The organism is Marinibactrum halimedae (assembly GCF_021234875.1).
In the GTDB taxonomy this organism is placed as follows: Bacteria; Pseudomonadota; Gammaproteobacteria; order Pseudomonadales; family Cellvibrionaceae; genus Marinibactrum; species Marinibactrum halimedae.
Genome location: NZ_JAJQVM010000002.1, coordinates 172,724 through 192,553, shown reverse-complemented (window position 1 = coordinate 192,553; position 19,830 = coordinate 172,724). Strand labels below are relative to the sequence as shown.

Here is a 19,830-nt window from a genome sequence, read left to right as displayed (position 1 = left end):
TCAAAAACGATTTAAAAATAATTTGGATACCCAGTGCTAGCCATAAAGAATGTAGTCTCACTGTATCGATATTCACTTACTCGGCACTCTCTGTATTGCTTACTGACGGGCTTACTTTGTGTTAGTACGATTGCCAGCGCCCAAGATGAGAGCATAGAACGCTCTGAGTTTGAAAAATCAAAACTAGAAAGCAATGATCTTTCTAATAGCAACAGTCCACAAGATGAAAATGACAACCCCATTGATGAGCAACCAAATACAGTCGTTGAACAGAGAGATGAACGACTATTGGTGGTCATCGAAGCCCAATACGTAGACGTTTACACCGGCCCAGGTCGTGGTTACCCCATTCATCATGTATTAGAAAAAGGCGAAACCGTCGAACTACTGAAGCAGAGAACCAGCTGGATTAAAGTGCTCACCCGTAAGGGCAAAACTGGCTGGGTAAAGGTCACAGACATTAATCAATCCGTTGGCGCAAATGGAGAATTAGTCAATTTCACCACACCGTCAATGGATCAATTTCTCTCTCGCAAGTATGAATTAGGCTTCGCCGGAGGTGATTTTGAGGGATCTGAATCGATTTCACTGTATGCAGGTTGGCGCTTTAGCCGCAACCTTTCTACTGAATTACATGCCACACAAATTGTTGGGCAATTTTCAGACAGCCAAATGTTGACCGCAAACATCGTACTACAGCCCTTCCCGGAACGCCGATTGTCTCCGTTTGTGACACTCGGTAGCGGTGTGATTCGAATTAGCCCAGATGCGACACTCGTTGATACTGAAGACAGAGACAACAACGTTATGCAAGTGGGTATAGGCGTATATGGCTATATCACTCGACGATTTGTAGCTCGCTTCCAATACAACAACAACACCCTCTTGACTGACCGCGACGAAAACGAGGAGATTAATGAATGGAAAATTGGCTTAACCGCATTCTTCTGAGTGCTACAACCGCTGGGGCATTACTGATCGGCGGCCAAGTAAGCGCCCAAGATCGTGTGTTAGACCAAATCATTACCCCCGATTTGGAGCGCCGCGAAATTAAAGAAGACAAAATCGATAACGAAGATTTTGAAGTCGGCCTATTTGCCGGTGTCATGAATGTAGAAGACTTCGGTAGCAACGATGTAGTGGGCATTCGCTTGGCCTATCACATTAGTGAAGACCTCTTCATTGAAACCAGCATTGGAGATTCACGTCTAAAAGAAACCAGTTTCGAGCGTTTAAGCGGGGATATTCAAATCCTCACGGAAGATCAACGAGAACTGATTTACTACAACCTGTCTTTGGGCTACAACTTTCTTCCTGGTGAAGTCTTTGTTGGGTCGAAATGGGCATTCAATACCAATTTGTATTTAATTGGCGGTGCCGGCAGTACCAGCTTTGCCGATGAAGAACACTTTACCTACAACCTAGGTGGCGGTATTAATTTCTTTGCCACTGATTGGTTCAGTATTCGATGGGATGTCCGCGCCCATTTATTCGAACATGATATTTTCGGTGAAGAACAAGACACGACAAACTTAGAAACCTCTTTGGGTTTAAACATTTATTTTTAACGGCTCACCCCACTAGGCAAAAAAGAGCCTAAGAAGAAATAAAAATAGTAATGACGAAATTGCGATAACTTCATTTCTTTTTTATGTTAAGAATGAGCGGCTATAAATTAACAAGCAATAACAAGACTCATTCTTATGCAAATTAATACGAGGTCTATAATGACAACATCACTGATGACTCGCGTTACCCCTTACCTAACCGCCATTATGTTTTCCTTGCTGACCAGTAGCGCATTGGCAGCAACGACAATGAACAAAACCGCTCCGGATTTCACCTTGAAAAGTAATCAGGGTAAAAACTTCCGCTTATCTGAACACCGTGGTGACGTCCTATTCATTAACTTTTGGGCTTCTTGGTGTGGCCCATGCCGTCAAGAAATGCCTATTTTAGAAGAGCTTCACAGCCGCTACAGCAGTGCCGGATTCAAAGTTGTGGGTATTAGTATTGATGAAGACGAAGCTGCCGCGAATGGTCTGTTGAAAAAAATACCAGTCTCTTTCCCAGTTCTGTATGACACAACCAGTAAAGTCAGTGAATTGTTTGATGTGGATGCCATGCCGACCAGTGTATTGGTAGATCGCAACGGTAAAATGCGCTTTTTACACCGTGGCTACAAACCCGGTTTTGAAGACGATTATCGAGCTCAAATTCGTGAGCTTATTAAAGAATAACGCACACTCCAATCGGTCGGCCAACAGCAGGTACCCCCATGACATTACTATGGACGCGCTCACGTAAGGTTAGGCTTCATCGTAAGCTCAGCATCATCGGCATGGTTTGCACACTCATTGCGGCCAGCGGCTGCTCGCCGATTAAGCCATGGGTAAAACCTTATGAGCGACAAAATTTGGCCGACCCGATAATGAGTTTCGAGCGAGATCAAGTTTCAGCGAAATACCTTCATCATGTGTACGATACAAGAGAAGCCGCTCGAGGTGCTGAAGGCGCCGGTGGTGGTGGCTGCGGATGTAATTAATCACAATGCATTGCATCGAATCAAAAACCCTTACAGCCAGAAACGGATTTAAAGAAATCACCATGCACGCTTTCTCTATATTCACGCGCGCACGCGCAAGCTTATCCACCGCATTTTCATTCAGCATTATTTTATCCACCCTAAATAAGATGTTAGAAAAAATAACGCTGGTAGTTAATTTACCGGTCATGAAGTTACTAATGGCAGGATTACTATTGGTGTCCATTGGTACTCATAGTGCGGTATTGCCTGAAGATCGCGCTGACATCATGTACCACGGCTATGATGGTGACGGCGTTAGAATCGATGGCCCCTCTTTTTTGGTCAGAAAGAACATCGCCGATAAAGTTTCTGTATACGGAAATTACTATACCGACCAAGTCTCTGGTGCCTCCATCGATGTACTCTCTTATGGCAGTGCTTACACTGAAGAGCGAAATGAATATTCTATTGGGGCAGATTATCTCTATGATAAAACTATCATGAGCCTGAGCTATCTCAACAGTGACGAAAGTGATTACGTTTCTGATGCCGTCAGCTTCGATGTCAGCCATGATTTCTTCGGAGACTTATCTACTTTAAGTATGGGTTTTAGTTACGCGGAAGATACCGTGGGCCGAAACGGTGATGACAGTTTTTCTGAAGAAGCTGAACATAAACGCTACCGCATTGGATTAACCCAAGTAATTACCAAAAATATCTTGATGAATGTGAGTTTTGAAACCGCTGCTGATCAAGGTTATTTAAACAACCCTTATCGTCAAGTCCGCTTCCTAACTGGGGATGGCACCACCGCGTCCAGTAAAACCGAGCTATATCCCAATACGAGAAACAGTGACGCCATTGCGGTTAAAGGCATGTTTTATTTACCTTATCGTGCTGCTATACGTGCCGATTATCGTTTTTACAGCGATAGCTGGGGAATTGAAGCGAGTAATTACGAACTTCGCTACATTCACCCTTTAAAAGAAGTCGCGGGGCTAACTTTAGAAGCAAAGTACCGTTTTTATGACCAGACTCAAGCCGATTTTTACAGTGATTTGTTGCCTTTTGAAGATGCCACAAATTTTTATGGTCGAGATAAAGAGTTAAGTACTTACACTACCAATATGTTTGGCATTGGTGCCTCTTATGAATTGAAACACCCTTGGTTATCTTTTTTCGACAAGACCACCATTAATGCCTATTGGGATTACATCCAATTCGATTACGAAAACTTTCGAGATATGACTCAAAGTAATGATGGAAGTTTTGCCATTGGTGAAGAACCCTTTTTTAATTTTGATGCCAATGTGCTTCGCTTTTATATTTCTTTCTGGTACTGATTCAGCAACTCAATATTTGAATTCAATCCTTTTAATTAATGATATTTTCAGTAATACGTAAGCATATTTATCAAGTCACCGTCTCAATTTTTTTATGTTGTTCCGTTATTGTCATTACAGCCGCCTCTTTCAACTTATTTGCCGGAGCGGCTGACAATTTAGAATCTAACTCTGCTCCTTTAGAATTATCACCGTTTCATTCTGATGGATGCAGTTGGTTTCCAGATGGCAATTTTTCAAATCAGACACTTTGGCAACAATGCTGTTTTCATCACGATCTTTATTATTGGCGAGGCGGTACAGAAGCTGAGCGACGACATGCGGATAACGAATTAGCACACTGTGTTACCCAATTAGGCCAGCCTCAAGTTGCACAAATGATGCTGAGAGGAGTAAGAGTTGGAGGAATGCCTTACTGGCCAACGCATTTCCGTTGGGGTTACGGCTGGCCATATTCTCGTGGTTATGCTCCTCTGAACCATAGTGAGACCCAAATGATAAACGAACAACTTATCAAGCAAGGAGTTCATCAAACACCTTGGGCGCTTTCTAACACCCCTTTATTGAAATAATCTTCAAAATAAGGAGAGCTTCATGTACCAACTGGTTATCGGCAATAAAAATTATTCAACCTGGTCGTTACGGCCTTGGTTACTCTTAAAAGCCCACCAAGTTTCTTTTGAAGAAAAACAAGTTTCTCTTGAGCAAGAAGAGTTGTCCGAGGCGTTATCTGAATTTTCAGGCAGCGCCAAAGTACCTGTACTCTTTGATGGCACAAGGTGTGTCTGGGACTCTCTCGCAATTTGCGAGTACATTAACGATAATATTATCAATGGAAAGGGGTGGCCAGAAGACTCGACTGCCAAAGCCTTCGCTCGCTGTGCAACGGCAGAAATGCATTCCAGCTTTCAGCACTTGCGTAATGAAGCCCCAATGAATATTCGCGCTAAAAGGCGATTAGCGTTATCCACCGGCGCACAAAAAGATTTATCCCGTATTGATGAGCTTTGGCAAGAAGGCCGAGCACAATTTCATACGGAGGGTGAATTCCTTTGTGGGCCATACTCTATTGCCGACTGTTTCTACACACCAGTTGCCTATCGAATTAAAACATACGGATTCAAACTCTCCTCTGTAAGTCAAACTTACTGTGAAGCACTTTTAGCACACCCGGCTGCGCAAGCATGGGCTTGTGATGCATTGTTGGAAACGGAGATTGTCGAACAAGATGAAGCTGGAGAAGAAGTTTAATCGCAAGTGAAATAGTTTCATTTTTATTCTTCGAAAGCAGCCCGCTATTATTTCCCATAGCGGGCAGGGTATGAGTCAAAGAATACCTTAAATTAAATTGCAAATCCGTTAGGCTTTAAATCTTTCAGATGACCTACAACAGGACTCTTTTCAGCAACAGAGAATGCTTTATCAATCGCCTTACCTCGACCAGCAATATCCTCTCTAAACGCAGGATGAGTAAAGATATAAAACTCACGATTGGTAATGGCCTCTATCACTCGCTCCCCAACAATTTCTGGCTCGATTCCTTCATCCACTGCCTTCATCAGTAATTTGGCTTGGGCAATCTGTTGTTCGCTCATGGTGGAATCTGTTTTAAATTCTTCCGGCTTGTTTCGCTCCGCACGGCTAATTTGAGTTTTAACAAAAGCAGGGCACAACACGGAAACACCAATACCTTGGGGCATTAATTCCTGCGCCCAACTTTCAGACATTGCCACAACTGCATTTTTACTGGCTGTGTAAGCCCCCCCATAAATAACTCCACCCATACCGGCCATAGAAGCAACATTGATAATCCAACCGCCTTCTTTCTGGCTTTTAATCGTTGGAACTACGGCTTGAGTGCCACAAAAAATTCCAAAAACATTAACGTTGAACGCCCACTTCCAGTTTTTAATATGATCGTCTTCGATGGAGCAAGGAGATGTACCTACACCAGCATTATTCACTAACATGTGAATCTTCTGGTACTTCTGCTTTACTTCTGTCACCGCTGTTTGCCATTGCGCTTCATCCGTTACATCTAATGTCAATGCCATGCAATTAACATCCGTTTTACGTAATTCAGAACATGCTTCCTCTGCGGCTTCTTGTGATAAATCAGCAACGACAACTTTCATACCGTGTTTGCCCAACGCCGAGGCAATCGCATACCCAATACCAGACGCTGCACCAGTTACAATAGCGGTTTTACCCTCTAAAATACTCATGATTACTACTCCTTTATTCTGGATCGGCAACTTTTAACAGCTGTTTACCCTTGTTTTTTCCGGTAAAAATACGTTGAAACGCTTCCGGTGCATTCTCTAATCCTTCTTGAATATCTTCCTGATAAACCAACTCACCAGATTGTACCCAAGACAATAAGTCACCAATGGCTTCATCGGAACGAGGTAAATAATCTAAAATAATAAACCCTTGCATCGTGCCACGCTGAACAATCAAATTGGTATAGTTTTTCAGAGCATAGGTGTCTTTAGAGTTGTAATCAGAAATAGCACCACATAACACAATGCGGGCATTAATTGAGATCATTGACAAAACGGTATCCAATAAGTCGCCACCTACATTATCGTAATAGACATCAATGCCTTTCGGACATAACTCTTTTAATCGTTCAGCAATATTTTCGGATTTGTAATCAATAGTATGGTGCAGCTTGGCCGATTCTTTTAGCCATTGGCATTTTTCTTCTCCACCCGCAATACCAATCACTGTCGCTCCTTTCAAGCGAGCAATTTGCGCCGCCACTGACCCAGTGGCACCTGCCGCACCAGATACCACCACAACATCACCTTCTTTCACTTGGCCAATTTCTTTCATGCCAAAATATGCCGTAATGCCGGTTATACCAAAAATACTCAACGGCATGGTTAATGGCGTTCCAGCAGGTAAACGACGTGGCGGTAACATTAAACTCGTTCCATCCGTTACCATATAATCTTGCCAGCCAAACATACCCACTAAGAATTCGCCCTTCGGATAGGCGTCATTTTTGGAGTCAACCACTTGAGCAACTGTAGAGGCCCTCATTACTTCACCAATTTCAATGGCAGAAACGTATGAGTCTGCTTCATTCATCCATACACGCAATGTCGGGTCGAAGGATAAATATAAGTTTTTGATGAGAAATTCACCCTCTTTTAAATCTGGCACGGGCGTTTCTTTGTATTCGAAATTATCTCGGCTAACCAACTCTGCTGGGCGGTTTGCAAGTAACCATTGGCGATTAACTAAACTCATTGAAGTGTCCTCTGAAATGCATGAAAGAAGAGACATGTTCAACATAAAGAGCGTTTATCATTAAATACTCTATACGCTACATCATTCTGTCTCATTATTGTTATTGACGATTTCCAAATACAAAAAAATCAGTATGATAATATGCAATTAAACTATGGCTTAAGTGTTCAAAGTTAATAAATTAATCCAGATTTAAATTTCTGTTTTTTTATTTTTCTATTGGGTGTTTTCTTTTTATTGCCTTTCCGGTGAAGTGTGGATGGCACTCGAAAAAGATTTAAACTTGCTTAAAAAAATTTTTATGCATAGCCGGCAGCAACTCCTTAAAAGCGTGACCATGGTGTAATTGACCACTTAACTCCAAAGTAATGAGGCCATGCAGTGAAGCCCATAATATGTGAGCAACGACCTCTGCCTCACCTTGTATCACTAAATTATGCTGCTCTTTTTTTGTTTGCTCTAATAATAATGTTTTTACTTTAGTATGAGCCAAAACTGTCGCTGGGTGCTGTACCCACCCAGGTTGATTAATAAGGTACAATAATTGATAGGCTTTTGGCTCACGCTGTGCAAATTGAGCGTATTCAACAAATAAGGCTTGTAAACCACTTTCCTGAGAAGACTGTGCCTGCTCAAGCGATTCGCTTAACGACTCCCCCAAACGTTGGAATAACCCCGCCCGAATGGTGGCAAAAACATCATCTTTACTTTCAAAATAACTATAAGCCATCATTGCGCTGGAGCCCATGCGAGTTCCAAGTGCCCGCATAGATACGGCTTCGTAGCCCTTTTCAAGGTAGAGTGCGTAAGCAGTCTCACAGAGTTTCTTACGATAGGCTTCTATTTGCTCAGGTGTTAAGGCTTTTCTTGCCATAATACTCAGTCACTCTATTTTAATGTTCTTTGAAGATAGCACAGTACTTTTTACATTGTAAAATAAAATTTTATAACAAGTAGATTTATTACGGTCGGCCTGTTACAACGGTTTACTGTAGTGCCTATATGCCTGAATATCCTGTTTCTCTCATACTAGCGCACTCTCACTATGGGTTTATGCGCAACAATACTGACTAACGAAAAAACATAATAAGATATAAGCCAAGTGTTAAAAAAAAACCACCGTATATACGGTGGTTTTTAAAATTTTTTCCAAAAAAGCTCTTACTTTTAGTGGCGCATAAAATTGGCTTATTCCGTTTTAGGGGGGGTCTATTTCTTAAGCTTTTCTTGCATTTTAGGAGGCAATATCTCTATAGATTGAACATTTAACTCAGGGCTATCATTTAATGCGCCTGTTTTATGGTTCTCTGTTGGCAATCGTATTGTAATTTTAGCTCGATCACCAGTTTGGTACCCCCCCTTTTCTAATTGATCAACATTTAGAGAATACATGCGCCGATCTTCTTCAGATTCAATAAAAAACTGTTTTTCAGAACTGCCGTCCAGGCTTTCCAATACAACTTCATTAATGGTTCCTATAATCACAACTTCGGATGCAGCGTAAACAGGTAACGATTTCACTATCACGCCTACAAGCATTACAGCAGCACTAAAGGATTTAGCTAATGTTTTCATAATTTGATTCTCAGCGTCATTCTGTCAATTTTATTGGTAGGTAACTTCAACGACAGCCGTTTCTGCCTCTCGATCTCGGCTAATGAAGGTGATGCTCACCCCAGCAGATACATCAGTAAAGCTATCACCTGGCTCTTGCAAACCTTCAACAAATACTGATTGTCGATCATTTTCCAGTAGGTAATGAATTTTCAGGGCACCTTCCCAGTATCCTCCCGCAGGTCGACGCCAACTAGCTGGTTGCGAAGGGTTAGTAATTGGGTGTGCCTCGTGGTAACTCACATAATAAGAGGCTGCTTGTTGGTTTCTACTATTAGGGGCATTCACCACCATGAACTGTGGCATGCCTGTTTCAGATAATTCAACCGCCGTGTGCTGTGTAGCCTGTAACGTTACTTGAGTATCCGAGTTTACTTGGCTGGAGTAATCTGGATAGGCATCGTACCAGTTTAAGTAATCACGTTGAGCAACTGGAATGGTTCTCGCCCCACGGGCATTACCCATCATAGAGCCTTCATCGCCATATTCACTGTCGATGGCACCGTTGTTGTCAGTGTCTGTACTGGAGTGACTCAATCCAATGTTATGGCCAAGCTCATGGCCAATAACCGTCACGCTGTGTGAATTTGCATAAGCCCAGCAACTACTATTCCAGCTACTATTCACACAACCCACTGTTGCTAATCCACTCCAGCCACAACTGCGCTGTGTCTGATTGGGGAATAAATATACTCTATGGTCCCAATCATTGGTGTCGACGGAATATTGACTGGAAATATACTCATCTGCTGCTCCGGCCCAAGCAGTAGAGCCTCTTGCTGGTTGCCCATAGTAACTGTTCTGGCATGAAGCAGATGTATCAAAATCAATTTCAGCAACGTAAACATCCATATTACCGTCACCATCACGATCCCTTATAAACTCAAATTGATTCAGGCTGTTTGCCTTCATCACTTCATTAATAGAATCTTGATCATCAAATGCTATGCTTTCTAACTCTTGCAACGATATTTCATCGGTCACATCATCATTACTAAAGTTCACCAAAACAAAGACAATATCGCGACGAGTCACTTCCACTGAGGTAATCGTAATGGTAACGGAAGTCGTCTCCACCACCACACCGGATAAATCTTCTACAGATACAGTAAAGTCTTCCTGCGCCGAAGTGCTTACACTGGCATCCGTATTCAATGTATAGGTCCAGCTCCCATCTTCTTTGATGTCCAAATTACCGAAGGATCCTTCTTGCTCCTGTGCAATAAATTGCAAATCAGGTCCATCCACATCCGTAATGCTGATTGAGCCTGATGCCGTTTGGGTACGACCAATAACAACGGTTCCCGACCCAGTACCAACCTTAGCTGCATCGTCCGCACCCGTAACTGAAATTGTTACGGTCGTGGAAATATCTGGTTCTGAAGTCATGACAGTAAAGACTTCTTGCTGCACCTCACCTTCACTTAAAGGATCAGAGCGCTCGCCATCCAACATATACTCCCAAGCACCGCTAGTCTGAACACTCAAGTCACCGTAAGTGCCTTTAAAAACGTCTTCTTGAATGGTTAATGCTTCTGAGCTCGTCACTAATTGGCCAGACACCGAAGTCATACTATCTTCGACAACACTTCCCTCACCCGTTGTAACACCTAAAGTGCCACCATCATCATCCCCATTGCCTGGGTCGGTATCCCCGTTGCCTGGATCGGTATCCCCGTTGCCTGGATCGGTATCCCCGTTGCCTGGATCAGTATCTCCGTTGCCTGGATCGGTATCCTCGTTGCCTGGATCGGTATCTCCGTTGCCTGGGTCGCTATCTCCGTTGCCTGGATCGGTATCTCCATTACCTGGATCGGTATCCCCGTTGCCTGGGTCGCTATCTCCATTGCCTGGAACGGTATCCCCGTTGCCTGGATCGGTATCCCCGTTGCCTGGATCGGTATCCCCGTTGCCTGGATCGGTATCTCCATTACCTGAGTCCGAATTGTCTGAGCCACCACCCGGTGCATCCGGAGCCCCAGCATCAGGTGGTGTGCTATCCGTATTATTGTCGTCACTGGAGGAACCACCGCCACATGCCGCCAAGGTCATAGTCAGTAGTATAAGAGGAAGAAGCTTTGTGCTCATTGTTATAGTCAACCGCATTGAAGAAAGAGGCCAGAAGTGACCGAAAATTTAAACGAAGTCTACAAATGCAGAAGAAACAAACACCCAACAGCGTCTCATCAGGCAGGATTCATGGCGCCAATTTACAAATTTGTGAACCAGTTCGATCTCCAGCATGACAAATAGACATTTAAAAAAATTTTATTTGGTATAGAAAGCGAAAATAATTGAGAAAAAAGAAATATAAAAACTTCATCATGAAGTGGGCACACCCATATTCAGCACAATAATTCATCAAAAGAAGATAAAGAAAAGTTTTAAACGCCATTTGGAGCAAGAGTCATCCTGTAATGTGACCATTAAAAGGCAAAATATGCTAAGATAGGCGCATAAGTTAATTTATACATTTCCTATACAAACCAAAAAAGCTGGCTTTTCGTCGCCTTTTTAAAGATTCACAAAAACAACCAGCACAACGAACAGAGGAAGTCTCGTTATGTCACGCCTGATTAAATCCTTTTTATCCTTTCTATGCCGACACCGCCGCCGAGTGTTGGCATTGCTTGTATTTGTGGCTGCCTTTATGGGTATCACCTTAACTATTGGTAAAATCTATCAACATTGGGATAAAGACCCCGAACGAGGTGCCATCGCCATGCCTGAGGGCGGACTCGGCGAAAGCTTCGATACCCCGGTCTACCTCGACCAAAACTGGGACGAGTCAGACAGCCTTTGGTTTTACAACACCACGCAAGGCTCGGCACTGCTACCCTATGATTTTTTTATCCAATTAGAGCAAAAAGACAACACCACGCTTTTCCGAGATAACGTCAATATTGATAAATATCGCTACTTGCCTCAGAAAAAAACCTTCTTCAACCCAGATGCACTCCCAGTCGGCTTTGTTAAAGAAACCTACAAAGGCAACAGCGACACCAGCAAAGACTACTTAGGCTATACCTGTGCAGCCTGTCATACCGGCCAAGTCAATTACAAAGGCAAGGCCATGCGAATTGACGGTGGGCCTGCAATGGCCAATATGGTGTTATTTTTGGAAGAACTAGAAGAGGCGATGTTCGAAACACTGAACAATCAGGACAAGTTTAATCGCTTCAGTACTGCCGTCATCGATTTGGGGAATGATTACCGCAAGCCGGAAGAGGTCAAAGAAGACTTAGAAAAGTGGTCGAATACTCTCCGCCTTTATAACATCGTTAACAAAAGCCACATTGACTATGGTTACGCGCGATTAGACGCCTTTGGGCGAATTTATAATCGTGTTCTTGAATACGTTGTCGGTGCAGATCAAGCCAAAGAAATGCTAACGGCTCTTACTAAAGCCGATAAAAAAACCCCACTCATCTCACCCAAAGAAGCCGACAAAGTCTTAGAGGGTTGCGACCCCACGATTATTGGCAGTGACTGTTTTGCAAAAGTCATTAAACGTTTACAAATGCCCAAGTCAGAGGGCTACCCTGAACTCGGCATTAAAGGACTATTACGTGTGCGTGACGGACTTTTTAATGAACCCGATGCACCTGTAAGCTACCCCTTTCTTTGGGATATTGCTCACTCCGATTACGTTCAATGGAATGGGCTCGCCAATAATGCCCCTCCTGGCCCTTTGGGCCGAAACGCTGGTGAAGTCATTGGTGTTTTTGGCATCTTAGATTGGACGGCAAAAGAAAGTGGATGGAGCTTACCCGCTTACATCAGTGGACAAAAAAATAAAAAAATAAAAGTCGACTTCACATCCTCAATTGATTTAACCAACCTGCAACGATTGGAATCCCATTTACGCACATTAGAATCGCCCGAATGGCCGGATCATTTATTCCCCAATGACCCCTCAATGCAAATTGACAAAGCATTAGCCTGGAAAGGAAAACTACTTTACAACGAGTATTGCCTTTCTTGCCATGAAGTGATTGATCGTACCGCTTGGGATCGGCTAGTTATCGCCAAAATGTCCAGTCTCGAATCCATTCAAACCGACCCTGCCATGGCAGACAATAGCGTTACCTTTAAAGGCTATTCCAGCAATTTCCAACATACCTATCAATCCACGGATGCGGGTACCGTTATATTGGAGCAAAAAGCACCGGTAGTACAAATTTTAACGTCTGTAACAAAAGGGGTTGTGTCTACCCCTGACCCGGATAAAAACGTTATTCGTCGGACTCTAGATTGGCTCTATGTGATGGCCATGTCTTTTTTTGATAATGACATCAAATCCAGCGTAAAAGCCGGCGACTACAACCCAGACACCACCGCCAACCCTTATAACTCATTGCTGAGTTATAAAGCGCGATCCCTCAATGGCATCTGGGCCACTGGGCCATTCTTGCACAATGGTTCAGTACCAACGCTTTACGATTTATTACTGCCGAAAAAAATGCCCGGTGATCCAGACTTATGTGAAAACGCTTCTGGCGAAACAGAGCCCTGCCAATACCGCCCAAATGAATTTGTCGTCGGTAGCCGCGAGCTAGACCCGAAAAAAGTGGGATTTGTCAGTGAAGGCAAGCAAGGGACGACCTTTACAACAAGACGGGTAGGTGATTTCAACACCGGTCATGACTATGGTGCACGAGATATAAAAAGTGATGATGGAGAGGTCATTCTTAAAGCCCTTACAAAAGAAGAACGTTGGGCATTGGTGGAGTATATGAAAATGTTGTAAATGGCACTGAAAGTACAAATAAAAAAGAAGCACATATTTGTGCCTCTTTTTTATTTCAGCTAACCCATATTTATTGAAAAGCTACTGACTTCCCTCTGTAGACTCGAAAATCTTATCCGCACTTTTTGCTACAAATCCTTGATAAAGTTCGCCATTTTCCATGACATAGCGCTTGGCAAACTCAAAATAACAACTGGGGATACGCAAAGTGTCATCGGATAACCGTACTTCGGTAGAATCGGCCAAAGTGGAAGACTGTTCTAGAAAAACAGCCTTGGAACCTTTTATTTCCCCGCCACTGTTGTTCAGCGAAAAACCTTCTTCTTTTAAAAATTGATTTAGATCGCTTAACTCTGAAAAATTTTTTAACGCATTAACAAAGATGGTGAAGTGATTAGGCCGATAACCTAATGCAGCAACCCAAGCACAATATTCACTTTCCTCTTTTAATAATTCATACTCTTGACGGGATAATTCCCATGGGCGACCGGAGTAACTTAACTTTGGATTTGCCCATACCTCCTTATCAACAGACTCAATCAGCTCATCAATTTTCGCTTGAAGAGATTGAGAAAACGACTCCAATCGTAATTCTGATATAAAAATCTTCGGCAGCGCTTTGTCTTCATGTTCAAAGTGCGTTGCATCTAATTGTTTTTCTTCGAATTCATACTTCCCTTTACGTTGATAACCTAGCTCAAGGAAAGGCTTTGACAAAACATTAATATTAACGCTCGGATGGTTAAACGTGCGCAAGGCAATATGATCATTAATAATGGTTTCGCCTTTTGCAGCTAATAAATCCACAATTTTTTGGGCATGTGGCGTCATGCTAATATAGTCGACCCACATTTCATCTAACATCATTGCCAATGCATTATGTGTCATCATGGTTCCCCTTAATCTAAGTTGAATTCAATGCCCTGAGCCAAGGGTAGTTCACGAGAATAATTAATCGTGTTGGTGGCACGACGCATGTAGGCCTTCCAAGCATCCGAACCGGATTCACGACCACCGCCGGTTTCTTTTTCTCCTCCGAAGGCGCCGCCAATTTCAGCACCACTGGTGCCAATATTAACGTTTGCAATACCGCAGTCGCTTCCCATCGCAGAAGTAAATAATTCAGCTTCGCGTACATCGGTGGTAAAAATGGCAGAAGATAACCCTTGCGGCACATCATTTTGACGAGCAATGGCATCGGTTAACTCTGTGTAAGGCTGCACATACAAAATAGGGGCAAACGTTTCTGTTTGTACGGTCGCAGCATCAGCCAATTCAACCAAAGCTGGCTGCACATAAAAAGCATGAGGGAATTGATCTGTTAGAACACGCTCACCCCCGACTAATTTTCCACCCTGCTGTGCGGAAAGCGCTAAGGCATTTTGCATTTGAGTATACGCTTGCTCATCAATTAACGGCCCGACTAAGTGTTTTTCATCCAATGGATTACCAATAGCAACACTGCTGTAAGCACGCTTTAATGCAGGGACGACAGAATCATAAATAGACTCATGAACGTATAAGCGACGGGTTGAGGTACAACGTTGTCCGCATGTGCCTACTGCACCAAAAACGATTGCTCGTAACGCCATATCAATATCGGCACTAGGGCAAACAATAATGGCATTGTTACCGCCTAATTCTAAAATAGTGCGGCCAAAACGTTCTGCTACAACTGGGCCCACTTTCCGACCCATGGCGGTACTGCCAGTCGCGCTTACCAATGGAATACGCTTGTCTTTTGTTAACTGTTCCCCTACATCAGCGGTGCCAATCACAAGTTGTGATAAATACTCTGGTGCTTCTCCAAATTCGATAGCCGATTGTTCAAATAAATGCTGACATGCGATGGCCGTTAAAGGCGTTTTTTCAGAGGGCTTCCAAATGACACTGTTACCGCACACCAATGCCAATGCACTGTTCCAACTCCATACGGCAACCGGGAAATTAAAGGCTGAAATAATCGCCACAGGGCCTAGAGGGTGCCACGTTTCCATCATGCGATGTCCAGGACGTTCAGAGGCAATGGTCAAACCGTATAATTGACGGGATAAGCCCACAGCGAAGTCACAAATATCAATCATCTCTTGAACTTCGCCCAAACCTTCTTGATATATCTTTCCGCATTCCAACGTCACTAAGGCGGCCAACGTTTCTTTGTGCTCGCGGAGTTTATTCCCAAATAAACGCACTAACTCTCCGCGTTTGGGGGCAGGCACCGCTCTCCATGCCTCAAAAGCAATTTTAGACTGAGCAATAACGGCATCAACCGCCTCTGTACCTGCTATCTCTACGGTTGCTATTGTCTCCCCGTCGACAGGACTTGTTACCGTCAGTCCTTTTCCTTCAACTTTATCCAATGGTATTCCTAATGCTGAAAGAATTTCACTGATTGTTTTCATCATTCACCCTTCAATAATCTGTTTTTATCGTACTTTTTTAAAAAATTCGGTTAACAAGAATTTGCCTAACGATCGTGCCATTATGCCGCGTTAGAGTTCATCTGTTTCTCTTGCGTACCCTCTCTCATCGCATAGTACTGGCCAAATCGATTTGATATAAAATCATCGAACTTGACATCTTCTTGTTTTACGAGGCCTTTCGTTGGCAATTTTCCATCCGATAACAAATCCAGTACACCACAAATGCCAGAAGCCGTGGTAATTTGAATCGCACTCCAAAAAGTACCGTTAATGGTTTGGCCATAAATTTTATTGGAATAGGTTTTTTGTACCAAGCGTCCGTCTTTCATGCCACTGACATTGACAAAGACCAGTACGACATCTTGATCAGTAGAAGGAATTGATGATTCAAAAATTTCTTTCAACAATGGTTGGCGATCTTTAAAGCCTAAATCGTTCAATACGGTTTTCATAATGTCACGGTGACCAGGGTAGCGCACCGTACGATAATTTAAATTTTCAACCTTGCCTTTCAGTGTTTCACACATGGTGCCTAAGCCACCGGATGTATTAAATGCTTCATAAGTCACCCCATCCAATGAGAAAGTTTCTAATTCTTCAAGTGGCGGCACCATAGTGTGAGCACCATTCACAATGGCTTCACAAGGTTGGCAATATTCGTTAATTAACCCTTCGGTTGACCACGTAAGGTTATATTTAATGGAGTTAGACGGATAGATAGGCAGGGCACCTACTCGCATGTGCACATTTTTTAACGTATCGAAATGGCGCGCCAATTCAGCGGTAACGATGGTGATAAAACCCGGTGCCAAACCACTTTGAGGGATAAAAGCAGAATCGGCATTCACGGCTAGTTCTTTCACTAACTGGGTACAGGCCACATCTTCGGTTAAATCGAGGTAATGGACTTTGGCTTCGGCAGCCGCCTGTGCAATGTATTTCGTAATATCGTAAGGGCACGCACTTAATACCGCAAATTTCCCATGCAAAACCGATAATAAATCTTCTTTATTCGTGGCATCAACTACAGCCGTTTTTACATTCGGCTTATCGTAAAACTTTGCTAATTGCTCTGATTTGCGATCCACAACCGTGACAATATAATCACCACTACTCGATAACATCTCAGTAATAATTGCCCCAATTTTCCCACCACCCATTAAGACCACTTCACGCATGTCGACCACCTTTTTATGATTGCGAGTTGTTATGACGGTTTTGTTATGACTGCTTTGTTATGACCATTACCCACCACAACAATTGTCCATCACAACAGTGAATTGAGAGTTGACTGACTTGAAAAAGCTTATTTATCGAGTGTAAGAGTCGCGATGATTATATTGAATAGACAAGCTGATCAAAATGTCAGAAACTTTTAGTCAAAATAACGGTTTAACCGACAAATTGATCAGTTAAGTGCGAATCATTGTGGGTTGGTAATGACAAATTCATGCAATGGCTTGAAATAACTAAAGAGAAGAGAGAAGTTATGTCGAGGTTCTTGGATACAAAAGACGAAGCACTGCTGACCCTACTTCGGCAAAACGCTCGTGAATCCACCAGTGAATTGGCACGACAACTCAAGTTATCACGCACGACTGTGAAAGAGAGGATTGATCGGCTCGTCAGCCGCGGCATCATTCATGGCTTCACCGTCAAATTTAACGAGGACTACACCCAATCGTTGATTCGGGCTCATGTGCTGATGTCCGTAAGGGCCAATCAAAATACCGCCGCAGTGAAAGGCTTGGAAAAAATCAGTCGTATTCAGTCTCTGTACGCCGTTAATGGCACTTATGACCTTATTGCGCTGGTGGAAGCAACTTCAACCGGTGAATTGGATCAAACCCTCGATCAAATTGGTAACGTCACAGGTGTCGAAAAAACGGTCTCTTCCATTTTATTATCCACAAAGCTTGAACGATAAGCGACCACAGTTGTATTTCAAATGAATCAATAATGATGAATGAGTGGTCGCCCACAGAAAACCTGAATAAGCGTGTGGATAAGTGTCGTAACCCCATATATTCCGAGGGATAGAGGGAGGGAGCGCGAAACGATCAGTCTAAAAAGCAGCCGACCATCATGCGCAAACAAGATGACATTAGTGTTACATTTTTCGGTTCAACACCATACCAGCTCTTTAAAATGCTTCCTGCACATCGATTCATACTTATCATTGCCACCCACTTCCACTTGGGCACCCTCACGAATGGGATTGCCATTCTCATCAAAGCGCACCACAAAAGTGGCTTTTCGCCCGCAATGGCAAATGGTTTTTAGCTCTGTGAGTTTATCCGCCCAGGCCAGTAAATAGTGGCTACCCGAAAAGGTTTCACCGCGAAAATCCGTTCTCAAACCGTAAGCCAACACTGGAATACCCAAATCATCCACAATATCCACCAACTGGCGTACCTGAGCAGCCGTTAAAAACTGCGCCTCATCCACAAACACACAATCCACAGGCGCCTTTTCCTGCATCTCATTAATCATCGCCAATAAGTCAGTGTCTTCACTGAATAAGTTGGCTGGCGCCTCCAAGCCAATACGTGAAGCGACTTTGCCTTTACCGAAGCGATCATCCAGGGCTGCTGTGAATATTTCAGCGTGCATCCCACGCTCTTTATAGTTGTACACAGATTGCAGTAACGAGGTGGATTTACCGGCATTCATCGCCGAATAATAGAAATACAATTGCGCCATGGCGTGTTTTACATCCTCAAACTCATGCTATTGTGAAAACGGCAGTGTACCGAACCGGGTGGCCCGAACCAAATGAATCCAGATGAATACCTCTCCCTTCCCCCTCTACAGCGGGTGTTATTGCAACACCTACTGAATCAAGAACGAGTAGATTCAACGCCTTACAGCGAATACGATCTGATAAAAATCCTCAGAACAGAATGCCCCGACACCCAGTGGTCATCAACGACACTCCCCCCTGAATTACGCTTATTCACAGAGCATTTTTTGACAATGCACAGTCTATATTCACTCAGAGAATGGCTAGCTCAACGCAACTACCATCTGGCGATATCACCACTGAGCATAACCCTTCAGCCGCTGAGTCCCACCTATGGTCGAACATTGGCGGACACAGATCCAGTCGCAGAATACTATTTAGACATTCGCAATCTTGAGCATATGACAGTCGACGAGGTTAATCGTCTTCTTGCCAGTTTTTGGACTCGCCTAAATCATCAAGGTGGGCGTGAGTCGGCATTGTCTTGCCTCGGGCTGCAACACGATGCCACTCAGGAAGAAGTTACTCGACAATATCGGAAGCTGGCGCACATTCATCACCCAGACAGAGGCGGAAACAGTGACCACTTTATTGCACTAAGAGAGGCGTACGAAACATTGAAGCATAAATAATAACCAGTACTCAAAACAGCTTTTCAGCAACACTCGCTTTTGAGTAATTACTATACTTTCACTTACGACGATCCATTAAAAAATACCGGCACACGAGAGGTATCAAATGAAAACCACATCTATCTTATCGACACTATTGATGATTATTTTCTCATGCATTGTTGCTTCTTTCGCTCTCGCGGACTCATCAGATAAAGTTTCCCCTAAAATTTATTCAACAGCGGATACGTTAGATTCATTATGTGGTAACGACGAAGCGTGTCGAGGTGAGTACATTCAAAAACAAAGAGCTTTGTTTGAAGCAGCGAAAAAAGAATGCAAAGACGACCAAGAGTGCATGAAAGTGAGATTAAAAGAAATACGGGAAAAGACAAATAGGTAACTGGCTTATTACTGAATATCAGACTTACCGTATTGCTTAAATAATGTTACTCAAATAGTGCCAGTGAAAAGCTGGCTCTATTTGAGTACATAAGGTTGGAAGTCACCACTCTCCCTTAAAAAATCATATCTCATCATCAATTGATAGAAATCCATAGA

General features: G+C 43.2%; 20 protein-coding genes. 11 read left to right on the top strand and 9 right to left on the bottom strand.

The window, feature by feature from the left end; genetic code table 11:
• The first annotated feature begins 33 nt into the window (after positions 1–33).
• The 7 genes from LU351_RS02005 (at position 34) to LU351_RS01975 (ending at position 5,121) form a co-directional block, all read left to right on the top strand.
• On the top strand, positions 34–951 hold the full coding sequence (locus tag LU351_RS02005) for an SH3 domain-containing protein (protein WP_232592329.1): 918 nt from the start codon (positions 34–36) through the stop codon (positions 949–951).
• The gene (locus tag LU351_RS02000; RefSeq protein ID WP_232592328.1) at positions 921–1,568 is read left to right on the top strand and encodes an outer membrane beta-barrel domain-containing protein; all 648 of its coding nucleotides are present in this window, start codon (positions 921–923) and stop codon (positions 1,566–1,568) included. Before LU351_RS02005 ends, LU351_RS02000 begins: the two co-directional genes overlap by 31 nt.
• A gap of 159 nt (positions 1,569–1,727) precedes the next feature.
• Complete coding sequence (locus LU351_RS01995; protein ID WP_232592327.1) at positions 1,728–2,240, top strand: TlpA family protein disulfide reductase; 513 nt, start codon at positions 1,728–1,730, stop codon at positions 2,238–2,240.
• Between the two features lie 101 nt (positions 2,241–2,341).
• Positions 2,342–2,545 carry a DUF4266 domain-containing protein gene (locus LU351_RS01990; protein ID WP_232592399.1) on the top strand — a complete coding sequence of 68 codons (204 nt, stop codon included), beginning with the start codon at positions 2,342–2,344 and terminating at the stop codon, positions 2,543–2,545.
• A gap of 200 nt (positions 2,546–2,745) precedes the next feature.
• Positions 2,746–3,870 carry a DUF3570 domain-containing protein gene (locus LU351_RS01985; RefSeq protein ID WP_232592326.1) on the top strand — a complete coding sequence of 375 codons (1,125 nt, stop codon included), beginning with the start codon at positions 2,746–2,748 and terminating at the stop codon, positions 3,868–3,870.
• Between the two features lie 38 nt (positions 3,871–3,908).
• Positions 3,909–4,442, top strand: a complete 534-nt coding sequence (locus LU351_RS01980; protein ID WP_232592325.1) for a hypothetical protein — start codon at positions 3,909–3,911, stop codon at positions 4,440–4,442.
• Between the two features lie 22 nt (positions 4,443–4,464).
• On the top strand, positions 4,465–5,121 hold the full coding sequence (locus LU351_RS01975; protein ID WP_232592324.1) for a glutathione S-transferase family protein: 657 nt from the start codon (positions 4,465–4,467) through the stop codon (positions 5,119–5,121).
• A gap of 92 nt (positions 5,122–5,213) precedes the next feature.
• Here the strand turns inward: LU351_RS01975 and LU351_RS01970 are convergent, their stop codons facing one another.
• The 5 genes from LU351_RS01970 to LU351_RS01950 form a co-directional block, all read right to left on the bottom strand.
• On the bottom strand, positions 5,214–6,095 hold the full coding sequence (locus LU351_RS01970; protein ID WP_232592323.1) for an SDR family NAD(P)-dependent oxidoreductase: 882 nt from the start codon (positions 6,093–6,095) through the stop codon (positions 5,214–5,216).
• A gap of 13 nt (positions 6,096–6,108) precedes the next feature.
• Positions 6,109–7,128, bottom strand: coding sequence for an NADP-dependent oxidoreductase (locus tag LU351_RS01965; protein WP_232592322.1), 1,020 nt, complete (start codon positions 7,126–7,128; stop codon positions 6,109–6,111).
• Between the two features lie 277 nt (positions 7,129–7,405).
• Positions 7,406–8,002: a TetR/AcrR family transcriptional regulator gene (locus LU351_RS01960; RefSeq protein WP_232592321.1), complete on the bottom strand. Its 597-nt coding sequence runs from the start codon at positions 8,000–8,002 to the stop codon at positions 7,406–7,408.
• A 335-nt stretch (positions 8,003–8,337) separates the two neighbouring features.
• On the bottom strand, positions 8,338–8,703 hold the full coding sequence (locus LU351_RS01955; protein ID WP_232592320.1) for a hypothetical protein: 366 nt from the start codon (positions 8,701–8,703) through the stop codon (positions 8,338–8,340).
• A gap of 30 nt (positions 8,704–8,733) precedes the next feature.
• Entirely contained in the window at positions 8,734–10,830 is a 2,097-nt protein-coding gene (locus LU351_RS01950; RefSeq protein ID WP_232592319.1) for a VCBS domain-containing protein, read from the bottom strand.
• Positions 10,831–11,305: 475 nt separating this feature from the next.
• Here LU351_RS01950 and LU351_RS01945 point away from each other — a divergent pair, with 475 nt between their 5' ends.
• Positions 11,306–13,492: a di-heme-cytochrome C peroxidase gene (locus LU351_RS01945; RefSeq protein WP_232592318.1), complete on the top strand. Its 2,187-nt coding sequence runs from the start codon at positions 11,306–11,308 to the stop codon at positions 13,490–13,492.
• Between the two features lie 81 nt (positions 13,493–13,573).
• On the opposite strand, the gene LU351_RS01940 is transcribed toward LU351_RS01945, so the two are convergent.
• The 3 genes from LU351_RS01940 to LU351_RS01930 form a co-directional block, all read right to left on the bottom strand.
• Positions 13,574–14,383, bottom strand: a complete 810-nt coding sequence (locus LU351_RS01940; RefSeq protein WP_232592317.1) for a DUF1338 domain-containing protein — start codon at positions 14,381–14,383, stop codon at positions 13,574–13,576.
• A gap of 8 nt (positions 14,384–14,391) precedes the next feature.
• Positions 14,392–15,897 (bottom strand): L-piperidine-6-carboxylate dehydrogenase, encoded by a 1,506-nt coding sequence (amaB, locus tag LU351_RS01935; protein ID WP_232592316.1) that lies wholly within the window; start codon positions 15,895–15,897, stop codon positions 14,392–14,394.
• A 77-nt stretch (positions 15,898–15,974) separates the two neighbouring features.
• Positions 15,975–17,093 (bottom strand): saccharopine dehydrogenase family protein, encoded by a 1,119-nt coding sequence (locus LU351_RS01930; RefSeq protein WP_232592315.1) that lies wholly within the window; start codon positions 17,091–17,093, stop codon positions 15,975–15,977.
• 311 nt (positions 17,094–17,404) lie between these two features.
• Here LU351_RS01930 and LU351_RS01925 point away from each other — a divergent pair, with 311 nt between their 5' ends.
• Positions 17,405–17,842, top strand: coding sequence for an Lrp/AsnC family transcriptional regulator (locus LU351_RS01925; protein ID WP_232592314.1), 438 nt, complete (start codon positions 17,405–17,407; stop codon positions 17,840–17,842).
• A 197-nt stretch (positions 17,843–18,039) separates the two neighbouring features.
• Here LU351_RS01925 and LU351_RS01920 read toward each other — a convergent pair whose 3' ends face one another.
• Positions 18,040–18,618, bottom strand: coding sequence for a thymidine kinase (locus LU351_RS01920; protein ID WP_232592313.1), 579 nt, complete (start codon positions 18,616–18,618; stop codon positions 18,040–18,042).
• Positions 18,619–18,690: 72 nt separating this feature from the next.
• On the opposite strand from LU351_RS01920, the gene LU351_RS01915 reads away from it, so the two are divergent.
• Positions 18,691–19,290: a DNA-J related domain-containing protein gene (locus LU351_RS01915; RefSeq protein WP_232592312.1), complete on the top strand. Its 600-nt coding sequence runs from the start codon at positions 18,691–18,693 to the stop codon at positions 19,288–19,290.
• A 106-nt stretch (positions 19,291–19,396) separates the two neighbouring features.
• The gene (locus LU351_RS01910; protein ID WP_232592311.1) at positions 19,397–19,672 is read left to right on the top strand and encodes a hypothetical protein; all 276 of its coding nucleotides are present in this window, start codon (positions 19,397–19,399) and stop codon (positions 19,670–19,672) included.
• Positions 19,673–19,830: the final 158 nt, after the last annotated feature.